We start from the raw sequence: 16,274 nt of genomic DNA, 5'->3' as shown, positions 1-16,274 counted from the left end.
ATTGTGGAACGTTCGGAGGAGATCCGGTGCCGATCGAGGCGGATAAGGTCGGCCCGTGACCGCCCGGCGATACGTTCAGGCCACCGCCGCCGTCGCCGCGCTCGGAACCGCCTGGTGCGTGGCGTTCCTGACGGTCGGCGCGGGAACCGAGGCTTGGGCGTACGTCTTCGTCCCGATCGCCGGCGGGCTGGCGGCCGCGTCGGTGCACCGCATGCTCCGCGCCGGGCCGGGCCTCGATCCCGTCGCGCGCCGTTTCTGGCGGGCGGTCCGGCTCGCCGTCGCCGTCATCTCCTTCGGGTACGCGTGGTTGGCCGCCGACATGCTCGCCCACGCCGCCGAGGCCCGGACCCGCAGCATGCCGGTGCCCGCCGCGGCCTGCGTGATCGCCGGGTTCCTGCTCGCCATCGGGGCGCTGGCCCGGGTGCCGGTCGTCGCGACCGGCGGCGTCGAGCGGTGGCGGATGGCGCTGGACCGGACGATCGCGTTCCTCGGCTGCTCGGCCGTGGTGTGGTACGTGGGACTGGCCCCGATGCTGTCGGCCCGCGAGCCGTGGAGCCGGCAGGCGATGCTGATCGACGGGCTCGGTTTCGCGGTCGCGGTCGCGGCCGCGACGAAGGTGTCGTACATCGTGGGCGGCCCGGTCGACCGCGTCGCGATCCGGTTGATCGCCGCCGCCGGCGGGGTCCCGGCCGGTGTGGTGGCCGTGCTCGCGGTCCGGTTCGGGTACGCGGGCAGCATCCCGGCGCAGGCGATCGTGATGCCGCTGGCCCCGCTGCTGGTGGCGCTGGGCGTCGCGGCGCAGGGCCGGGCCGGCCGCCGGCCACGCCGGGACCCGGCCCGGGTCGGCGTCCTGCTGCCCTACCTGGCCATCGTGGCGGCCGACGTGCCGTTGATCGCGGTCGCGTTCGGCGCGCCGCTGCGCTGGCCGGTCCGGGTCGTGCTGGTCACCGCCGTCGCCGTGACCGCGCTGGTCACGCTCCGGCAGTACATCGCGTACCGGGAGAACGACCGGCTGCTGTGGAACACCCGGCTGCAGGAGGAGCGGCTGCAGTTCGAGGTGAGCCACGACGGCCTCACCGGACTGGCCAACCGGGCGCTGTTCCGCGACCGGCTGCGGAACGCCCTGGCCACCACCGGCACGGCCGCGGTGCTGCTGGTCGACCTGGACGACTTCAAGACCGTCAACGACCTGCTCGGCCACGGGATCGGCGACCGGCTGCTGGTCTCGGTCGCCCGGCTGCTGCGGTCCGAGGTCGGCGACGCCGGCCTGCCGGTGCGGGTCGGCGGCGACGAGTTCGCGGTGCTGCTCACCGGCGACGCCGATCCGGAGGAGCTGGCCGCCCGGCTGCTGGCCGCGCTCACCCGCCCGATCAGCGAGCACCGCCTGCTCGTGCAGGCCAGCATCGGCATCGCCGTGGCCGGGCCCGGGGCCACCGTCGACTCGGTGCTGCTGAACGCCGACGTCGCGATGTACACGGCCAAGCAGCGGGGCAAGGCCGGCGTCGTGCGCTACGCCGACGGCATGCGCGAGCCGGTGCTGGCCCACATGCAGCTCGGCGGCGAGCTGCGGCGGGCGCTGGAGAACGACGAGTTCCGCGTGGTGTACCAGCCGATCATGCGGCTTGACGGCCATCGCCTGATCGGCGTGGAGGCCCTGATCCGCTGGGACCACCCCACGCGCGGTGTGGTCAGCCCGGCCGAGTTCATCCCGGCCGCGGAACGGACCGGCCTGATCGTGCCGCTCGGCCGGTTCGTGCTGCGCGAGACCTGCCGCCAGGCCGCGGCGTGGCTGGCCGAGTTCGGGCCGGACGCGCTGCAGGAGGCCGGCCTCAACGTCTCCGCGCGCCAGCTGCACGACCCCGACTTCGTGGCCGAGGTGACCGGCGCGCTCGCCGACTCCGGGCTGCCGTGCGAGCGGCTGGTGCTCGAGGTGACCGAGTCGGCGGTGCTGCGCGGGCAGCAGGTGTCGCGGGCGCTCCACGAGCTCGACCGGATGGGGATCCGGCTGGCCCTGGACGACTTCGGCACCGGCGAGTCGTCGCTTTCGCTGTTGCGGGCGTTCCCGGCCGCCATCATCAAGCTCGACAAGTCCTTCGTGGACGGCATCGAGATCGACGACGGCCGGCCGGCGGCGGCCGACGCCCGCCAGGCGGTGGCCCGGGCGGTGATCCAGCTCGCCCGTGCCCTCCGCCTGGAGACGGTGGCGGAGGGCATCGAGAGCGCCGAGCAGGTGGCGGCGCTGCGCGAGCTCGGCTACACCGTCGGCCAGGGCTTCCACCTGGCCGAGCCGACGGACGCCGACGGCGTCGCCCGCCTGCTGGCCCGCCAGCGCGCCCTTACGTCGTAGCCTCCGCGCGGTACCAGGCGGCGGTCGCCGGGGGAAGCGTGCGGCTGTCGGTCAGGGGATCGCTGGCCAGGAGCAGTTCCCCCGGTACGGCCGGCGGGATCGCGGCCGGGCGCTCGCCGGCGTTGACCACGCAGAAGAAGCCGGGGGCGCGTTCGAAGGCCAGCACGTTCTCGGCGGCCGGCAGCCAGGTCAGCGTGCCGGGGGAGAGGGCGGTCAGGGCGGCGCGGTGGCGCAGCGCGGTCCGGTAGAGCGACAGCATCGACGCCGGGTCGGCGGACTGCCGTTCCACGGTCAGCCCGGACCAGTCCGGTGGCTGCGGCAGCCACGTGCCGCCGGAGCCGAAGCCGAACGGCGGTTCGGTGCCGGACCAGGGCAGCGGCACCCGGCAACCGTCCCGTCCCGGGTCGGCACCCTTCGTACGCCAGAAGGTCGGATCCTGACGCAGATCGGCCGGCAGGTCCTCGACCTCGGGCAGGCCCAGCTCCTCACCCTGGTAGACGTAGGCGCCGCCGGGCAGGGCCAGCATCAGCAGGGCCGCGGCCCGGGCCCGCCGCCGGCCGGTCGCGCCACCGCCGTAGCGGGTGACGTGCCGGATCACATCGTGGTTGGACAGCACCCAGGTCGCGGGCGCGCCGACCTCGGACATCGCCCGCAGGCTCTCGTCGATGGCCTCGCGCAGCGCCTTGGCGTCCCACGGGGCCAGCAGGAAGGTGAAGTTGAACGCGGTGTGCAGCTCGTCCGGGCGCAGGTAGCGGGCGAGCCGGGTGGGATCGGCCACCCACACCTCGCCGACGAAGGTGCGGTCGCCGGCGTACGTGTCGCTGATCGCCCGCCAGTCGCGGTAGACGTCGTGCACCTCGTCGAGATCCCAGTGCGGGTGGCCCTCGACGGCCGGGCCCGAGGTGGCCTGGCCGTGGCCGAGGTCGGTCATCGCCGGGTCCTTGGCCAGGCCGTGCGCCACGTCGATGCGGAAGCCGTCGACGCCGCGGTCGAGCCAGAACCGCAAAATCGACCGGAACTCCGCCCGTACGTCCTCGTTCGTCCAGTCCAGATCGGGCTGTTGCGGCGCGAACAGGTGCAGGTACCACTGCCCGTCGGCGACCTGGGTCCAGGCCCGGCCGCCGAACGCGCTCCGCCAGTTGTTGGGCGGAAGGGCGCCCCGGCCGTCCCGGAACAGGTACCGGGCCCGCTCGCGGCTGCCCGGCTTCGCGGCGAGCGCGGCCTGGAACCAGGGGTGCTGGTCGGAGGTGTGGTTGGGCACCAGATCGAAGATCAGCCGCAGCCCGTGCGCGTGGGCGTCCTCGATCAGCGCCTCGGCGTCGGCGAGCGTGCCGAAGCGCGGGTCGACGTCGCGGTAGTCCGAGACGTCGTAGCCCGCGTCGGCCTGCGGCGACGGGTAGAACGGGTTGAGCCAGAGCGCGTCGACGCCCAGGTCCCGCAGGTACGGCAGGCGGGACCGGACGCCGGGCAGGTCGCCGATCCCGTCGCCGCCGGAGTCGGCGAAGCTCCGCACGTAGACCTGGTAGATCACCGCGTGGCGCCACCAGGGGTCCATGCGGTCCCCCTCTCAGTCGGTCGCCAGCAGGTTCTTGCCGGACGACGCGTCGAACAGGTGGATCTTCGCGGTGTCGTACCAGAGCCGGGCGGTCCGGCCGCGGCGGACGTCGGACGCGGCGTCCAGCCGGGCGGTGATCGACGTGCCGGCCACGTGCATGTCGTTGCCGGTGTCCTTGGCCAGGTCGTCGAGGTCGGCCGAGTGCGCGCCCTCGCCCTTGACGGTGAAGTACGCGTAGACGTCCGACCCCATCGCCTCGACGATGTCGATCGGCGCGTCGAACGTCCCGCCCGGCTTGTCGCCGACCATCGAGGCGTCCTCGAAGTGCTCGGGGCGGATGCCCACCACCACGTCCCGCTCGCCGGCCGCGCCGTCGAGCGCCTGCCGGGTCCGGTCGGGCAGCTGGGCCTCGCCGAGGGCGGTCACCACGACGCCGTCGCCACGAAGCTGCCCGGGCAGGAAGTTCATCGACGGGCTGCCGATGAAGCCGGCCACGAACAGGTTCGCCGGATGGGCGTACAGGTGGGCGGGGGTGCCGACCTGCTGTACGACGCCGGCCCGCATGACCACGACGCGGTCGCCCAGGGTCATCGCCTCGGTCTGGTCGTGGGTCACGTAGAGCGTCGTGGTGCCCAGCGACTTCTGGATGCGGGAGATCTGCGTGCGCATCTGCACCCGCAGCTTGGCGTCGAGGTTGGACAGCGGCTCGTCCATGAGGAACGCCTTGGGGGAGCGGACGATGGCCCGCCCCATGGCGACGCGCTGCCGCTGCCCGCCGGAGAGGTTGGACGGCTTGCGGTCCAGGTGCTGGGTCAGCTCCAGCATCTCGGCCGCCTCGTCGACCTTCTGCCGGATGGTCACCTTGTCCATGCCGGCCAGCCGCAGCGGGAAGCCCATGTTCTCGCGGACGGTCATGTGCGGGTAGAGCGCGTAGGACTGGAACACCATGGCGATGTCGCGGTCCTTGGGCGCCTTGTCGTTCACCACCTGACCGTCGATGATCAGCTTGCCGGCGGTGATGTCCTCGAGGCCGGCCACCATGTTGAGGGTGGTCGACTTCCCGCAGCCGGACGGGCCGACCAGGATGATGAACTCCCCGTCGGCGATGTCGAGGTTGAAGTCGTCCACGGCCAGGGCCCCGTCGGGGTAGCGCTTGACGACATGCTCCAGAACGATCTCGGCCACTTTCCGCTCCTCAGCCTTTTACCGCGCCGGAGGTCAGGCCGGCGACGATGCGCCGCTGGAAGACCAGCACGAACAGCACGATGGGGATGGTGATGACGATGGCCGCGGCCGCGATCGGCCCGGTCGGCTTCTCGAAGGTGGTGGCGCCGGTGAAGTAGCTCATCGCGGCGGGCACGGTGCGCGCCCGCGACGTCGAGGTGAGCGACAGCGCGAACAGGAAGTCGTTCCAGCAGGCGATGAAGACCAGGATCGCGGTGGTGAACACGCCCGGCATCGCGAGCGGCGTGATCACCTGCCGGAAGGCCTGGTACGGGGTGGCGCCGTCCATCTTGGCCGCCTTCTCCAGATCCCACGGGATCTCCCGGAAGAACGCCGAGAGCGTGTAGATCGCGAGCGGCAGCGCGAACGTGATGTACGGGATGATCAGGCCGGGCCAGGTGTCGAACAGCCCGATCGCCGTCTCGATCTTGAACAGGGGAGTGACCAGCGCGATCGCCGGGAACATCGACACCAGCAGCGCCATCGCCAGGATCGCCTTCTTGCCCGGGAAGTCCAGGCGGGCGATCGCGTACGCGGACATGGTGCCGATGACGATGGCGACCAGCGTGGCGATCAGGCAGATGCCGATCGAGTTGATCAGCGAGCGCACGAAGTCGTCGTTCTGGAAGATCGCCTTGTAGCTGTCGGCGGTCGGCTGGGTCGGGAAGTACTTGCCGTCGTTCAGGGTCGCGGCATTCTTCAGCGAGAGCGAGAGCAGCCAGACGACCGGGATGAACGCGTACAGGAGCACGAGGAGGTTGATCCCCCACCACATCAGCTTGCGTTGCGTGGTTTCCGGCTGCACCGCTACCGCCTCCCCCCGGGGTCGGCTCCCGGTGCGGCCGCACCGAAGAGCTTGATGAACAGGAACGCGATGATGCCGGTGGTGATGAAGATCAGCACCGACATGGCCGAGCCGATGCCGAGGTTCAGCCCGCGGATCAGGTTGCTGTAGGTCACCATCGACACCGAGCTGGTCTTGTTGGCGCCGCTGGTGAGGATGAAGATGTTGTCGAAGATCCGGAACGCGTCGAGCGTGCGGAACAGCAGCGCGACCAGGATGGCCGGCTTGATCAGCGGCACGGTGACCATCCAGAAGCGCTTCCAGGCCGACGCGCCGTCCATCGAGGCCGCCTTGAGCAGGTCCTCGGGTACCAGGGCGAGGCCGGCCATCAGCAGCAGCGCCATGAACGGGACGGTCTTCCAGACCTCGGCCAGGATGATGATCCCGATCGAGGTGCCGAACTTGGTCAGCGGCGCCGAGCCGCTGGGCGCCAGCCAGCCCAGGTCCTCGGTCCAGGCGAAGCGCCAGGAGAACGCGGCCACCACGGTCACGATCGCGTACGGGACCAGGGCCGACGTGCGTACCAGCCCGCGGCCGACGATCGTGCGGTGCATGACGACCGCCAGCGCCATGCCCAGGGCCAGCTCGAGGGCCGCGCTCACGACCGTGATCAGCGTGGTGACACCGAACGCGGTCCACCAGATCGGGCTGGACAGCACGGTGATGTAGTTGTCGAACCAGATGAACTTGTTGTCGTTGGGCTTGCGCAGGTCGGCCCGGTTGAGCGACAGCCACACCGCGTACAGCACCGGGTAGGCCGTCACGGCGAGCATGATGATGACCGCCGGCGACACGAGCATCAGGCCGAGCTTGCGTTCGGCCCGCTTGGCCTCGTTGAACCGCCGGCGGGCGATCTCGGTGGTTTCCTCTTCGATCCGGACGTCGGCCGCCTCCGCGGCCGCCGGGGTCGGCGTTGCGGTCACGGCATGATCCCCTTGCCCTCGATCGCGGCCTGAATCGACTTGCGAAGCTTGTCCGCGGACGCCTGCGGGTTGATCTTCCCGGGCGGCGACAACGTGGTGGAGACGATGGTGGAGATGTTCTGGTAGACCGGCGACACCGGGCGCGGCACGGCGTTCTTCAGCTCGGCCAGCATGACGTCCTTCATCGGGTACGCCTTGATGAACTCGGGCTCGTTGAAGACGGTGGCCAGGGCCGGCACGTCACCGGCGTCGATCGCGGCGCTCAGCGCGTTCTTCTCGTTGCGCAGGCACATCCCGGCCTCGAACGACTCGGCGGGGTGCTTGCTGTACGTGCTGATCGCGTAGTTCATCCCGCCCAGCGTCACCTTGGGCTCGCCGCCGTTGATCGACGGATACGGCGCGAAGCCGAGGTCGTCCACCAGCTTCGGGTTGGCCTCGCGCATGGCGCTGAGCACGTACGGCCAGTTGAGCGAGAACGCCGACCGTTCCGCCTGCAGGTCGGCGAAGACCTCCGGCTCCTGGGCGTTGGACAGCGAGTCGCTGGTCACCCCGGAGCTGGCGAGCCGCCGCATCATGGCGAGGGCCTGCACGGTCTTGTCATCGATGGTGGGCGCCGTGCTGTCCGCGTTGACCAGCGTGCCGCCGTACCCGGTGACCAGGTTGTTGATGTTGACGACGTAACCCTCGTACTGGGCCGCGGTCAGGCCGATCTCGTACGGCTTGCCCTGCGCCTTGAGCTGCTGGGCCATCCGCAGCATCTCGTCGAAGGTCTTGGGTGGGGTGGGTACCAGCGACTTGCGGTACCACAGCAGCTGGACGTTGGTCGTACGCGGAATGCCGTACAACTTGTCCTTCCAGGTCGCCGTGTCGATCGGAGGCTGCAGGGTGTCCTTGGTGGCCTGCGTCTTCTGATCGCCGGTCAGCTCCCGGATCCAGCCCGCCTCGGCGAACTCGGCCGTCCACGTGACGTCCATGCCGAGCAGGTCGAGACCGGAGTCGTGGGCCGCGAGCCGGCGTACGAACTGGTCGCGCTGGCCGTCCGCGTCGCTCGGCAGCAGGTTGCCGACGATCGTGTAGCGGCCCGCCGCCGCCTGGTTGCAGTCGGCGATGATCTTGTCGAACCCGGTGCCGCTGGCACCGCCGTACAGGTTGACGACGATCCCCTTGGGACCGCTGGAGCAGGCGGCGAGTGACGCCACGAGAGCGATCACGCTCAGCCCCGCCGTCCATCGTGCCGGGCGCCCGCTCACCTCTGTCGGATTTGGAAGCCTCATTGATCCTCCGTCCGCACATCTGCGTTATGACCTAGATCACAACAGAATTCAGACTGCCAGATCTCCTTACGAAGCGCGAGTGGGGGCTAACTCGGTTTTGCAGATCTTCGCCGGCCGCCGTTGTTGACGACATCAACTTCTGTCGATTAGACAGGGCGGGTGATCAGGAAATTACTCGTCGTCACCCTCACGGCGGTCGCGGTCGGCGTCGCCGGTGCCGCTCCCGCCCGGGCGGCCGGCGCCGATCCCACCCAGCCCACCGGCGGACCCTGCCAGTACACGCCGACGCCGGACGACCCGGCCGCGCGCCCGGTGCCGCTGCCCCGCGACCCGGCCCGGACGCCTTCGCGCGGCTACGCGCACGTCCTGCTGAGCACCAACCTCGGCCCGATCCCGCTGCGGCTCGACCGCGCGGCGGCGCCGTGCACGGTGCAGAGCTTCCTGCATCTGGTGCGGCACCGCTTCTACGACCGGACCATCTGCCACCGGCTCACCGCGTACCCCACGCTGAGCGTCCTGCAATGCGGCGACCCGACCGGTACGGGCGAGGGCGGCCCCGGCTACCGCTTCAAGGACGAGCTGCCGGTCGGCCTGCCGCCCGCCCCCACCGACCCGACCGGCGTGCGCCGCGTCTACGCCCGCGGCGTGCTGGCCATGGCCAACGCCGGCCCCGACACCAACGGAAGTCAGTTCTTCCTGGTCTACGCGAATTCCGCGCTGCGCCCGAACTACACCATCTTCGGCACCGTCGATGCGGTGGGACTGCGCACGTTGGACCGCGTCGCCGCCGGCGGGATCGAGCCCACCCCGGACGACCCGGCCCCGGTCGACGGGCCCCCGGCCTTGCGAACGGAGATCATCCGGGCGAAGTCCTGCCGATAGCGGCGCCGCGGACGGCCCTTCCCCTGCGGCCGCCGCCATGATCCCGGCGGCCGGGTTGTGGTGCTCCGGGACCCACATCCGCACCCCGTGCCTGCGCTGAGGCCGTCCTGCCAAACCGCTTGCGGAACCGTTATAGTACTCCCGATCAATTGACATCGATCTATCCTGGATCAGGCCAGCTCAGCAGTTCCACCCTCTTGGTGGACCGGTTCAGCGGCAACTCCCCTGACGAGGTGATGGGCGACAGGCGCCGTGTGGCAGCAGGACAGCAGTTCGGATCCGTCGAGAGATCGGAGTTCGCCGCCGTGGACAGGGGAGACCTTCACATGGTGAAGACCAGTTCTGCGCCCTCGCCAGGGAGGAGCCACGGCAGAGGGGCCAGAACTTTGGGGCGCGGGGTATTGGCGCTCGGACTGGCGTGGGCTGTGGCGGTGGGCACGCTCGGCGCGTTCGCGCGGCCGGCCTCGGCATCCGCGGGGAGCACGCCGGCGTACCAGAACACCTCGCTGCCCTTCAGTGTCCGTGCGGCGGACCTGGTCTCGCGTATGACGCTGGAGGAGAAGTACGACCAGCTCATAGCGATGCAACCGCATGCGACCTGGCGTCCCAAGCCGAAGGCGATCGACCGGCTCGGCGTGAAGTCGTACGGATACTGGGGAGAGGCGAACCACGGGATCTACTTCCCGACCATCCCCGGCAACGGGAACTACACGCAGTATCCGCAGAGCACCTCGATCGCGTCGACGTGGGATCCGGCCATCACCCAGAAGATCGCCGGCGGTATCGCTGACGAGGCCCGCGTCACCTACAACACGTCCTGCCCGCCGGGTGTGGCGAACCCCGACCCGGTCGGAGGCGCCTGTCACGGCTTGAGCTACTGGTCGCCGAACCAGAACCTCAACCGCGATCCCCGGTGGGGACGGGCGGACGAGTCCTACACCGAGGATCCCTTCCTGGCCGGCCAGGTGGCCGGCGCCTTCGTGACCGGCATGCAGGGCAACACCTCGTCGCGTCCCGACACGATTCCCGCCGGGGCGCACGACTACGTTCAGGCGGTCGCCACGCCGAAGCACTACCTGGCGAACAACTCCGAGGCGAACCGCGACTTCGGCACGTCGAACTTCACCGAGCGTTCGATGCACGAGTACTTCCTGCCGCCCTTCGCGGCCTCGGCCGGCAAGGCGGGCGCGCGGTCGCTGATGGCCGCCTACAACGCTCTCTCCGTGAAGGAGGACTACACGAGGGACTACCCGTCCGCCGCGAGCTACCCGACCCAGTGGAGCCCTCGCGACAATGCCACCCCCGGCGGTACGCCCGGGACGCCGGCCGCGGCGAGCCGGTACTCCCTCGAGACCATGCTGCGCCGGTCGTTCGGCTTCGACGGTTACGTCGTCTCCGACTGTGACGCGATCACCCGCGTGTACGGAACCGGGACGCAGGGACACTCCTGGCATCCCGTCCAGCTCGGCGGTCAGACGCAGATCGACAAGACCCTCGGCAACGCGTGGGCGCTCAAGGCCGGCACCGATCTGGACTGCTCGGGCGGTGACTACCCGACCGCAACCGGACTTCCGGCGGCTCAGAACCAGGGCTTCGTCAGCGAGTCCGACGTCGACATCGCGCTCGTCCGCGCCTTCACCGCGCGGTTCCAGCTGGGCGAGTTCGATCCCGTCGCCGCGGTCCCGTGGAACAGCGAGTCCTACTCGCTGTCGGCGGGCGGCGATCCCGACGTCAAGCTCGCTTCGCCGGCGCACCGGGCGGTCGCGCACGAATCCGCCCTCGAGGCGCCCGTGCTGCTGAAGAACGCCGGCCGAACGCTCCCGTTCGCGGGCGCGGCGACCGGCAAGACCGTCGCCCTGGGCCACGTGGACTCCCTCAACGCGTTCCAGTCGGGCTCCTACTCCGGCCCCACGGCGGTCAACACCACCTTCGCCCAGGCGCTGGCCGAGCGGACCGGGTCGCCCGCCTCGGCCGTGACCGCGGGTTCCAGCACGCCGTTCCTGTCCGACCACCTCGCGGTGTTCCCCGACGTCCTCGACGCCGACGGCACCAAGATCACCACCTCCAAGTGCGCGAGCAGCCCCTGCGATCCCGTGACGGACGCGGCGACCGCCGAATACCAGCTATCCCAGGCGGACAATGTGGTGGTGGCCGTCGGCCAGCGGAACAACGACGGCGGCGAGGGGGCGGACCGCTCCACGGTCGCCCTGCCACGCATGCAGGCCGAGCTGATCCGGGACTCGATCGCCCCGCTCGCCCGCAAGTACGGCAAGAAGATCGTGGTGTGGATCCAGGCCAAGACCATGGTCGACGTCAGCGCGTTCAAGGACCTGCCGAGCGTAGGGGCGATCGTCTGGTCCTCCTTCAACGGCATGTACCAGGGCAAGGCGATGCCCGAGCTGCTGTTCAACGACGCGGTGAAACTCGAGGACGGGCGTACCGCGGTGGCCAACTTCTCGGGCAAGCTGCCGCTGACCTGGTACTCCGACGTCGACGCCCAGCTCGGGCCGGCGGCCGGCCATGCGATCGAGGACTACCGGATGACCAAGGCGGAAGGCGCCAGGTGCGGCCGGACGTACCTCTACTACCAGGTCGGTCCCGGTTGCGCGGCTCCCCACTACGTGTTCGGTCAAGGCCTGTCGTACTCGCCGTTCGTCTACGGCTCCCCGAGACTGTCCTCCTCGAAGATCACTCCCGATGACGCGGTGACGGTCTCGGTGCCCGTGTCGAACCGGGCCGCCAAGCACCCGGGCAAGGCGGTCGTCGAGGTCTACGCCAGAGCTCCGAAGGGAGCCGATGGGAACCAGCGCCCGCTCAAGCAGCTGAAGGGTTTCGTCAAGAGCGGCCTGATCGCCGGGACCGCCAAGACGGTAAAGGTCACCATCGGCGCCGGTGACCTGTGGTTCTGGGACGACGTGAAGCACAAGAAGGTGTTCCCCACGGGCGACTGGACCATCCTGGCCGGTCCGAGCTCGGCCGCCGCGGACCTGAAGCCGGTGCGCCTGCGGGTGACCGGACACCGCACGGCCGGCGTCGAGGTGGTCTCGGCCCAGCCGGACGCCACCGAGTTGAGCCTGGACACCCCCGACAACCGGATCAACGCCCAGCTGTCGGTCACCAAGCACGACATGACGTTCTGGGATCTCTCCGATCGGGCGCTCAGGGTGAGGTACACCTCCTCGAACCCGGCGGTCGCGACGGTCGACGCCGGCGGCTCGGTCCGGCCGGTGTCCACCGGCGCCGTCCTGATCACGGCCAGGGCCAGCGCCGACGGGGAGAGCAGGTCGACCACCTTCCCGGTCGTGGTGACCTCCGGCGCACCGGACGCCACCGGCTCGGCGTTCCCGAACGCTCACACGTCGCGGGTCGACTTCGGTGACCGGAAAGTGACGCTCGACGAGGCATCCTCGGGGTCGAAGCTGTCCGCGAGCGTGTACCCGGCCGACCCGGCAACGACGTACGGCTACCGGATCGCCCCGATGGACACCAACACCGCCGGAGCGAGCGTCACCCCGGCGGGAATCCTGACCGCGGGCCGGACCGGGCACGTACGGGTCACCGTCACCGCAACCAGTGCCGGCGTGCAAACGTCGGAATCCGCCCTGATCACGATCACACCCCGGTGCCGGTTCGGCGGGATGGGGCCACCGCCGCGCCCTGCCATCAGCTGATCTCGCGTCCCGCGGCTGGCAGAATCGCCGCATGGCTGGTGGGCTCGACCTCGTCCTGGTGCTGCGTTACCGCAAGGCGGTCACGTACGGCTTCCACGTGCTGCTCGGCGCGCTCGGGGAGCACGAGACCGCCACCCGGTACGAGGTGCGCTTCGGTGAGACTGCCGAGAAGACGGCCGAGCACATCCGGGCGGCCGGTGGCACCCGCGTACTCGTGTTGTGGTCGTTCTATTCGCCGGATGCGGCGGCGCTCGCCGAGGAGCTGGGGCGGATCCGGGCGCTGGCGGACGGGCCGAACGTCACGCACATCGCCGGGGGAGTGCACGCCACCGCCGAGCCGGTGCAGACGCTCGACGCCGGGTGGGACGTCGCGGCCGTCGGCGAGGGCGAGTCGACGCTCCTCAGCCTGGTCGACGCGCTCGGCGACCCGACCGGGATCGTAGGGCTCGCCTATCGCGACAAGTCCGGCCAGATCGTCCGGACGGGGAAGGCGAAGCAGCGCCCCCTCGACGACTTCCCCGGCTTCGGGCTCAAGTGGGACAAGTTCAACGCCCTCGAGATCACCCGTGGCTGCATCTACGCGTGCCGCTTCTGCCAGACGCCGTTCATGTTCTCGGCCCGCTTCCGGCACCGCAGCGTGGCCAACGTGCGCTGGCACGTCGACCGGATGCGCGAGCGCGGCCTGCGCGACGTCCGGTTCATCACGCCGACCGCGCTGTCCTACGGCACGCCGGACGAGGAGCCGAATCTCGCCGGCGTCGAGGAGCTGCTGGCCACCTGCAAGGAGGGCATCGGACCGGACGGGCGGGTCTTCTTCGGCAGCTTCCCCAGCGAGATCCGGCCGGAGCACGTCAGCCGGGAGGCGCTCCGGCTGGTCCGGCGCTACTGCGCCAACACCAACATCATCGTGGGTGCGCAATCCGGCTCGGACCGGGTGCTCGGCGCGGCCAAGCGGGGCCACGACGTCGAGCAGGTACGCCGGGCCGTCCGCCTCGGCCTCGAGCAGGGCTTCCAGATCAACGTCGACATGATCTTCGGCATGCCGGGCGAGGACCGCGGTGACGTGGCGGCGTCGCTCGGTCTGGCCCGCGAGCTGGCCGATCTCGGCGCCCGCATCCACGCCCACACGTTCATGCCGCTGCCGGGCACCCCGTGGCGCGACGCCCCGCCCGGCGACGTCGACCCGGAGACGATCAGCGAGGTCGACCGCCTCTCCCACCGGGGCGCCCTCTACGGCCACTGGCAGAAGCAGCGGGACCACGCCGTCCGCCTGGCGGCGGCCGCGGAGGCGTACCCCCGGCCGGGCCGCAGCCGCACCATCCTGCCGACCATCCCGGGCCTGCCGACGATCCCGGGCCCGCCGACGATCCCGGGCCCGCCGACGATCACGGGCCTGCCGACGATCACGGGTCACGAGCGGAGAGCCGGTCACGACAGCCGGGACGCCTGCGACTCCAGGTAGCGCTGCTCGGGCAGGCTCAGCGTCAGCCGCGCCGCCCGCCGGTACTCGTCGCGCGCCGCCTCCCGCGCGCCCGACCGCTCCAGCAGGTGGGCCCGGACCGCGGCCACCCGGTGCTCGATCGCCGGCGGCAGGGACTCCAGCTCGCGAAGGGCCGGCAGCGGGCCGTCGACCTCGGCCAGCGCCACGATCCGGTTCAGCGTGACCATCGGCCCGGGGGCGAGGGCCTCGAGCAGGCGGTACAGCAGGAGGATCTGCGGCCAGTCGGTCCCGGCGGCGTCCGGCGCCTCGTCGTGCACGGCCGCGATCGCCGCCTGCACCTGGAACGGGCCGACCGGGAACCGCTTCAGCGCGTCGGTGATGATCTCGATGCCCTCGGCGATCGCCGCCCGGTCCCACTTCCCGCGGTCCTGCGCGGCCAGCGGCACCAGCGCACCGTCCGGACGGGTGCGGGCCGGCCGCCGGGCGTCGGTGAGCAGCATCAACGCGAGCAACCCGGCCACCTCGCCGTCCTCGGGCAGCCGGTCGCGCAACTGCCGGGTCAGCCGGATCGCCTCGGCACTGAGCTCGACCCGGTGCAGCGATCCGCCGGAGCTCGCGGTCGACCCCTCATTGAAGATCAAATACAGCACCTGTCGTACGCCGGTGAGCCGCTCGCCGATCTCCGAGTCCGGCGGCATCGCGAACCGTGCGCCCGTCTCGCGGATGCGCTGCTTGGCCCGGCTGATCCGCTGCCCGACGGTCGCCTCCGGCACCAGCAGGGCCCGGGCGATCTCGGCCGTGGTGAGGCCGCCGACCGCGCGCAGGGTCAGCGCCACCTGCGCGGGCGGTGACAGGGCGGGGTGGCAGCAGAGCACCAGCAGGGTCAGCTCGTCGTCACCGCGTACCTCGGGAAGTGGGTCCTGGGGAATCGCCTCCCGGCGCCGTCGCGCCTGCTCGCTCCGCACCGTCTCGATGTGCCGCCGCGCCGCCACCCGGATCAGCCACGCCGCCGGATCGTCCGGAACGCCGGCGCCGGGCCACTGCTTCGCGGCCGCCAGCAGCGCCTCCTGCACGGCGTCCTCGGCCGCGTAGAAGTCGCCGTAGCGGCGCGCGACCGCGGCCAGGACCCGCGGCGCGCAGGAACGCAGCAGGTCCTCGAGCCCGCTCAGAACTCCCATCCGCTCATGTCGAGCACCGGGCGCACCTCGACCTCGGTGTACTTCGCGTCCGGCACCTTGGCCGCCCACGCCACCGCCTCGTCCATGGTCGCGCAGTCGATCAGGTAGAACCCGGCCAGATGCTCCTTGACCTCGGCGTACGGCCCGTCGGAGGCGATCGTGCGCTCCTCCCGCACCTTCACCCAGCGGGCGAGACCGGGATCGGCCAGCCCCTCGGAGGCGACCAGCACGCCGGCGTCGCCCATCTCCGCGGACAGGCGCAGGTGGTCGCGGCCGAACGCCATGCGCTCGTCGTCGGTCATCTTGTCCCAGGCGGCCAGGCTCCGCGGGTTGGACTGGATGAGGATCAGATATCTCATGGCTCACGCTCCTTCTGACGCTTCATCAGGATGTCGAAACCGGCGCCGCTGCTTCGACGTCTCCCCGAAGTCAGTTTCTTCGGAAGTCAGTCTCTTCAGACGGAGGTCGAGATGCAGGAGATCAAGGACGTCATCCTGGCCCGGGCGAAGGCCCTGGAGGGCGGCGACGCGGCGGCGGTGCAGGCTTATCACGCCGACGAGGTGGTCTCGTTCTCACTGGCCCCGCCCCTGGGCGGCGCCGAGCCCGGCCGCGACCCGCAGCCGCTGCAGGCGTGGATCGACAAGTTCGACGCCCCGCCGCGCCGCGAGGTCACCGACCTGACGGTCACCGCCGACGGCGACGTGGCCTTCGCGACCAGCCTCGACGCGATGACGGCGTCGATGGCGGGAGACGGGTTCACCATGTGGTACCGGGTGACGCTGGGCCTGCGCCGCATCGACGGCCGCTGGCTGGTGACCCACGAACACACGTCGGTGCCTTTCTACATGGACGGCTCGTTCCGCGCCGCGACCGACCTGAAGCCATAGGCCGGCCGACGCGGAGCACGCTGCCGGCCCGGGGACCACCGCGTGATC

12 protein-coding genes are annotated in these 16,274 nt (G+C 70.8%); 5 read left to right on the top strand and 7 right to left on the bottom strand.

Translation table 11 applies throughout. The annotated features are described in order from the left end of the window. The first annotated feature begins 55 nt into the window (after window positions 1-55). The gene (locus ACQP2F_RS29525; protein WP_433293004.1) at window positions 56-2,347 is read left to right on the top strand and encodes a putative bifunctional diguanylate cyclase/phosphodiesterase; all 2,292 of its coding nucleotides are present in this window, start codon (window positions 56-58) and stop codon (window positions 2,345-2,347) included. Here the strand turns inward: ACQP2F_RS29525 and ACQP2F_RS29520 are convergent. Genes ACQP2F_RS29520 through ACQP2F_RS29500 form a run of 5 tightly spaced genes read right to left on the bottom strand, consistent with a single transcriptional unit; the run spans window position 2,337 to window position 8,104 of the window. Beyond that, window positions 2,337-3,902, bottom strand: a complete 1,566-nt coding sequence (locus ACQP2F_RS29520; protein WP_433293002.1) for a glycoside hydrolase family 13 protein — start codon at window positions 3,900-3,902, stop codon at window positions 2,337-2,339. The two genes, ACQP2F_RS29525 and ACQP2F_RS29520, sit on opposite strands and share 11 nt — an antisense overlap. Before the next feature lie 12 nt (window positions 3,903-3,914). After that, window positions 3,915-5,087 (bottom strand): ABC transporter ATP-binding protein, encoded by a 1,173-nt coding sequence (locus tag ACQP2F_RS29515; protein WP_433293000.1) that lies wholly within the window; start codon window positions 5,085-5,087, stop codon window positions 3,915-3,917. A 10-nt stretch (window positions 5,088-5,097) separates the two neighbouring features. Beyond that, entirely contained in the window at window positions 5,098-5,901 is an 804-nt protein-coding gene (locus tag ACQP2F_RS29510) for a carbohydrate ABC transporter permease (RefSeq protein WP_433307654.1), read from the bottom strand. Window positions 5,902-5,933: 32 nt separating this feature from the next. Then, window positions 5,934-6,893 carry a carbohydrate ABC transporter permease gene (locus tag ACQP2F_RS29505; RefSeq protein ID WP_433292998.1) on the bottom strand — a complete coding sequence of 320 codons (960 nt, stop codon included), beginning with the start codon at window positions 6,891-6,893 and terminating at the stop codon, window positions 5,934-5,936. Continuing rightward, window positions 6,890-8,104 carry an ABC transporter substrate-binding protein gene (locus ACQP2F_RS29500; protein WP_433292996.1) on the bottom strand — a complete coding sequence of 405 codons (1,215 nt, stop codon included), beginning with the start codon at window positions 8,102-8,104 and terminating at the stop codon, window positions 6,890-6,892. The genes ACQP2F_RS29505 and ACQP2F_RS29500 overlap by 4 nt, the downstream gene beginning before the upstream one ends. A 222-nt stretch (window positions 8,105-8,326) precedes the next feature. Here ACQP2F_RS29500 and ACQP2F_RS29495 point away from each other — a divergent pair, with 222 nt between their 5' ends. The 3 genes from ACQP2F_RS29495 to ACQP2F_RS29485 all read left to right on the top strand — a co-directional run bounded on the left by ACQP2F_RS29495 (window position 8,327) and on the right by ACQP2F_RS29485 (window position 14,182). Further along, window positions 8,327-9,049: a peptidylprolyl isomerase gene (locus ACQP2F_RS29495; protein WP_433292994.1), complete on the top strand. Its 723-nt coding sequence runs from the start codon at window positions 8,327-8,329 to the stop codon at window positions 9,047-9,049. Window positions 9,050-9,480: 431 nt separating this feature from the next. Continuing rightward, entirely contained in the window at window positions 9,481-12,720 is a 3,240-nt protein-coding gene (locus ACQP2F_RS29490; protein ID WP_433292992.1) for a glycoside hydrolase family 3 C-terminal domain-containing protein, read from the top strand. A 31-nt stretch (window positions 12,721-12,751) separates the two neighbouring features. After that, the gene (locus ACQP2F_RS29485; RefSeq protein ID WP_433292990.1) at window positions 12,752-14,182 is read left to right on the top strand and encodes a TIGR04013 family B12-binding domain/radical SAM domain-containing protein; all 1,431 of its coding nucleotides are present in this window, start codon (window positions 12,752-12,754) and stop codon (window positions 14,180-14,182) included. Here the strand turns inward: ACQP2F_RS29485 and ACQP2F_RS29480 are convergent. Continuing rightward, window positions 14,149-15,339: an RNA polymerase sigma factor gene (locus ACQP2F_RS29480; RefSeq protein WP_433292988.1), complete on the bottom strand. Its 1,191-nt coding sequence runs from the start codon at window positions 15,337-15,339 to the stop codon at window positions 14,149-14,151. The genes ACQP2F_RS29485 and ACQP2F_RS29480 overlap by 34 nt on opposite strands. Then, window positions 15,327-15,698: a YciI family protein gene (locus tag ACQP2F_RS29475; protein WP_433292986.1), complete on the bottom strand. Its 372-nt coding sequence runs from the start codon at window positions 15,696-15,698 to the stop codon at window positions 15,327-15,329. Before ACQP2F_RS29475 ends, ACQP2F_RS29480 begins: the two co-directional genes overlap by 13 nt. A gap of 111 nt (window positions 15,699-15,809) precedes the next feature. Here ACQP2F_RS29475 and ACQP2F_RS29470 point away from each other — a divergent pair, with 111 nt between their 5' ends. Continuing rightward, on the top strand, window positions 15,810-16,226 hold the full coding sequence (locus ACQP2F_RS29470) for a nuclear transport factor 2 family protein (RefSeq protein ID WP_433292984.1): 417 nt from the start codon (window positions 15,810-15,812) through the stop codon (window positions 16,224-16,226). Window positions 16,227-16,274: the final 48 nt, after the last annotated feature.

Source organism: Actinoplanes sp. CA-030573 (genome assembly GCF_050951115.1).
Classification (GTDB): Bacteria; Actinomycetota; Actinomycetes; order Mycobacteriales; family Micromonosporaceae; genus Actinoplanes.
The sequence above is the reverse complement of the archived record's forward strand: the minus strand, read 5'-3'. Positions and strand labels throughout refer to the sequence as shown.